We start from the raw sequence: 3,492 nt of genomic DNA, 5'->3' as shown, positions 1-3,492 counted from the left end.
CGGCCCCGCCCAAGCCCACCTGGGACCCCTTCCAGCCGGGCCGCTCCCATCCCTGGCTGCGGCCCACCATCCGCATACGCCTGACCCTGCTGTACGGCGGGATGTTCCTGATCGCCGGGATGGTGCTGCTGGCGATCATCTACCTGCTGGCGGCCCAGGCCCTGAAGGACGGCAGCCATCTGCCCTTCCAGATCATCGGCGTGCGGGACCAGACCACCGACGCCGTCTGCAGTCTGCCCAGCCGGGCGGACGGCGGGGAGCTGACCCCCCAGGAGCTGACCGCCGCCGTCCAGCAGTGCATGGAGAACCAGCGGCAGGTGGCCCTGGAGGTCCTGCTCAACCGCTCCCTGATGGCCCTGCTGGGCCTGGCCGTGGCCGCCTTCGCCTTCGGCTACGTCATGGCCGGCCGGGTGCTCTCGCCGCTGGAGCGCATCACGCGCACCGCCCAGCGGGTCGCCGGTTCCGACCTGCACCGCCGCATCGAGCTGGACGGACCGGACGACGAGCTCAAGGAGCTGGCCGACACCTTCGACCAGATGCTGGACCGGCTGGACCGGGCCTTCACCGCCCAGCAGCGGTTCGTCGCCAACGCCTCGCACGAGCTGCGCACCCCGCTGGCGATCAACCGCACCCTGCTGGAGGTCCAGCTCTCCGATCCCGGCGCCTCCCCGGAACTGGTCCAGCTCGGCAAGACGCTGCTCGCCACGAACGAGCGCAGCGAGCAGCTGGTGGAGGGCCTGCTGCTGCTCGCCCGCAGCGAGAACGAGATCGTGGACCGCAAGCCCGTGGACCTGGCCGAGGTCGCCTCCCAGGCCGTGGAGCAGGTGCGCGGGGAGGCCCAGGAGGGGGGCGTGGAGCTGCGGGGTGTGCGTCGGCCCGCGTACGTGCAGGGCAGCGGGGTGCTGCTGGAGCGGGTGGCGCTCAACCTGGTGCAGAACGCCGTGCGCTACAACGTGCCCGGCGAGGGCTGGGTGTCGGTGGACACCCGGGCCCAGCCGGGGCAGGCGGTGCTGGTGGTGGAGAACACCGGCCCGGCGGTCCCGGCGTACGAGGTGGACAACCTCTTCGAGCCCTTCCGCAGGCTGCGCACCGAGCGCACCGGCAGCGACAAGGGGGTCGGCCTGGGGCTGTCGATCGTGCGGTCGGTGGTGCGGGCCCACGGCGGGGCGGTCACGGCCAGGCCGCGTGAGGAGGGCGGACTGGTGGTGCGGGTCACGCTCCCCGTCTGACGTCCCGCGGACGCGGTGCGCGACGGGGTGCGCGGCGGGGTGGGAGGCGGGGTCGGACGGGACGAAAGGCGATCATGGAATAACCTCGCCGCGCCCGGCGTTATGGGGCGAAATCCGGGAATTCCTCCACGGTTCGAACCGGTTGTGATCGATCACACACACGATTTTTCGGTCACACGCGTACAGCCCCCCGGGGCCTGCCGAAAAATGCCGGAAAATCCATGTTTTCGCAGGTCGTGATCGTGGAAAAGAGGGGAGGCGGTACGCGCAAAGTGGACACGAGGGCCGTCCCGGGCCCTCGGTCGACGGCCGACTCGGTCACCCCATCAGGGGCGCGGTTGGGTGTCGATTGAGTAACAGGGCTTGATGTGAGGCAAAATCTCCGCCTCAGGTCGGGCACAAGTCCGGCCTCTCGCGCGTTACGTGCGCTGGAGACACCACAGACACCCAGAGGGGGAGAGCGACATGGCGACCGACTACGACACTCCACGCAAGACCGATGACGACGTCAACGAGGACAGCATCGAGGAACTGAAGGCCCGGCGGAACGACAAGTCCGCCTCGACCGTCGACGTCGACGAGTTCGAGCAGGCCGAGGGCCTGGAGCTGCCCGGAGCGGACCTCTCCAACGAGGAACTGTCCGTGCGGGTGCTGCCCCGCCAGGCCGACGAGTTCACCTGCATGAGCTGCTTCCTGGTCCACCACCGCTCGCAGCTGGCGGCGGAGAAGAACGGCCACCCCATCTGCCGCGACTGCGCGGCCTGAGCCGGGGCCGGCTGATGACGGCCGAGGAAGCACGTGACGTCGAGCGGGGCCGGGACGGGGAGGCCTCGCTCACGCCCGCACCCGGATCCGCGCCCGCAGCCGCTCCCGGCCGCGGGCCGCGGCGCCTCCGTCCGCGCCGCCGGGCCGGCGCGGACGGTGCGGGCAGACCGGAGGGGGGCAGCGCACGGGAGCCGCGCGAGCGCGGCACCGTCAGGGCGTTCCTGGGCGTGGTGGCCGACCGCATCGTCGACCTCGCCCCCAGGATCCCGGTGAGGGACCTGGACACGCTCCGCCGGCAGTTCCCGGGCCTGGGGCCCGAGGAGATGGCCGACCGGCTGATATCGGGCGCCGTGAAGGGCAGCGCGACCGTCGGCGCCGGAGTGGGCGCCTCGGCGATGCTGCCCGTACCGCCGGCGATGCCCGCCGAGCTGGCCGCCGAGGTCGTCGGGGTGGCCGCGGTGGAGCTCAAACTCATCGCCGAACTCCACGAGGTCTACGGGCTGCGCCCGCCCGGCAACGCCCGGGAGCGGGCCGCCGCCTACCTCGCCGAGTGGACCCAGGAGCGCGGGATGGAACTGGCCGCGCCCGCGACGTTCGGCGCGGCCTTCGGCAGCCACATGAGACGCCGGCTGCGCCAGACCCTCCTCAAGCGCACCATGCGCAACCTCCCCAACCTCACGCCGTTCATGATCGGCGCGGCGGTGGGCGCCCTGATGAACCGGCGCGACACCAGGAAGCTGGCGGAGAGGATCCGCGGCGACCTGAGAGGGCGGCGGATCCCCTGGGACGCGATCCCCCTGGAGGACCGCCCGGGGAAGGTCATTCCCTCGCAGCCCCGGCACGCCCCGGAAGAGGGCGTCTGACCCCCGAAGACCCCGTCGGCCCGCTACGCCCGGTGGGCCCGCCGCGGCCTCGCCACTACCGGCGCGCGGCCTCCAGCGCGCCGGCCAGCGCCCGCGGGCGCCGTGTGGACAGGTACAGGTACGGCGTGGGATCCGCGGGGTCGGTGACCTCCACGCGCAGCGCCGTGGGCACATAGCCGCGCAGCAGCATGTAGGCGCGCGGGTCGGCACGGTGGGTGCGCCAGGCGCGGGCCTCCTCCTCGTCCAGGACGTGCGCCTCGCCCAGCGCGGAGACCGGCACCCGGGCGTTCCCGGCGACCAGCGAGTCCGCGACCACGCGGATACGGGCCGAGCCGTAGGCGCTCACCGCCACCGCGCCCAGCGCCGTGCCCACCACGAGACCGCCCAGCAGGGGCATCAGGCCCAGGGGGAACAGGATCAGGCCCAGGGAGATTCCGGACAGGGCGGCGATCAGCCACCAGGGGCGGGGCGCGGTCAGCCGCTCGTCGTACAGCACGCCGGGAGGAAGCATGTCCCCAGCTTGGCACGCCCGCGACCGGCTCACTGACCCGGCGGTAAGGTCAGCATCCGTGAGTGCCACCAAGACATCCCTGACCCCGCCGGACGACGCCGCTCCCCCCGTGCGCCACCCCGAC

At 72.5% G+C, this 3,492-nt stretch carries 4 protein-coding genes; 3 read left to right on the top strand and 1 reads right to left on the bottom strand.

Annotation, left to right across the window (positions count from 1 at the left end):
* The 3 genes from L7D48_RS27280 to L7D48_RS27270 all read left to right on the top strand — a co-directional run.
* The coding region (locus L7D48_RS27280) for a cell wall metabolism sensor histidine kinase WalK (protein ID WP_237883529.1) at window positions 1–1,229 on the top strand (1,229 nt) is incomplete at its 5' end.
* Window positions 1,230–1,694: 465 nt separating this feature from the next.
* The gene (locus L7D48_RS27275; protein ID WP_093662716.1) at window positions 1,695–1,994 is read left to right on the top strand and encodes a DUF4193 domain-containing protein; all 300 of its coding nucleotides are present in this window, start codon (window positions 1,695–1,697) and stop codon (window positions 1,992–1,994) included.
* A 14-nt stretch (window positions 1,995–2,008) separates the two neighbouring features.
* Window positions 2,009–2,857: an EcsC family protein gene (locus L7D48_RS27270; protein WP_237883527.1), complete on the top strand. Its 849-nt coding sequence runs from the start codon at window positions 2,009–2,011 to the stop codon at window positions 2,855–2,857.
* Between the two features lie 55 nt (window positions 2,858–2,912).
* Here the strand turns inward: L7D48_RS27270 and L7D48_RS27265 are convergent, their stop codons facing one another.
* A complete protein-coding gene (locus tag L7D48_RS27265) occupies window positions 2,913–3,368 on the bottom strand; it encodes a DUF3093 domain-containing protein (RefSeq protein ID WP_237883525.1) in 456 nt (151 codons plus the stop codon).
* Window positions 3,369–3,492: the final 124 nt, after the last annotated feature.

Source organism: Streptomyces sp. ICN903, assembly GCF_022015835.1.
Taxonomy (GTDB): domain Bacteria; phylum Actinomycetota; class Actinomycetes; order Streptomycetales; family Streptomycetaceae; genus Streptomyces; species Streptomyces fenghuangensis.
This window is presented reverse-complemented; position numbering and strand designations above follow the sequence as displayed.

Excerpts from the sequence above, each read along its gene's own strand:
- L7D48_RS27265 (WP_237883525.1), bottom strand. The coding sequence starts at position 3,368 with ATGCTTCCTCCCGGCGTGCTGTACGACGAGCGGCTGACCGCGCCCCGC.
- L7D48_RS27275 (WP_093662716.1), top strand. The coding sequence starts at position 1,695 with ATGGCGACCGACTACGACACTCCACGCAAGACCGATGACGACGTCAAC.
- L7D48_RS27270 (WP_237883527.1), top strand. The coding sequence starts at position 2,009 with ATGACGGCCGAGGAAGCACGTGACGTCGAGCGGGGCCGGGACGGGGAG.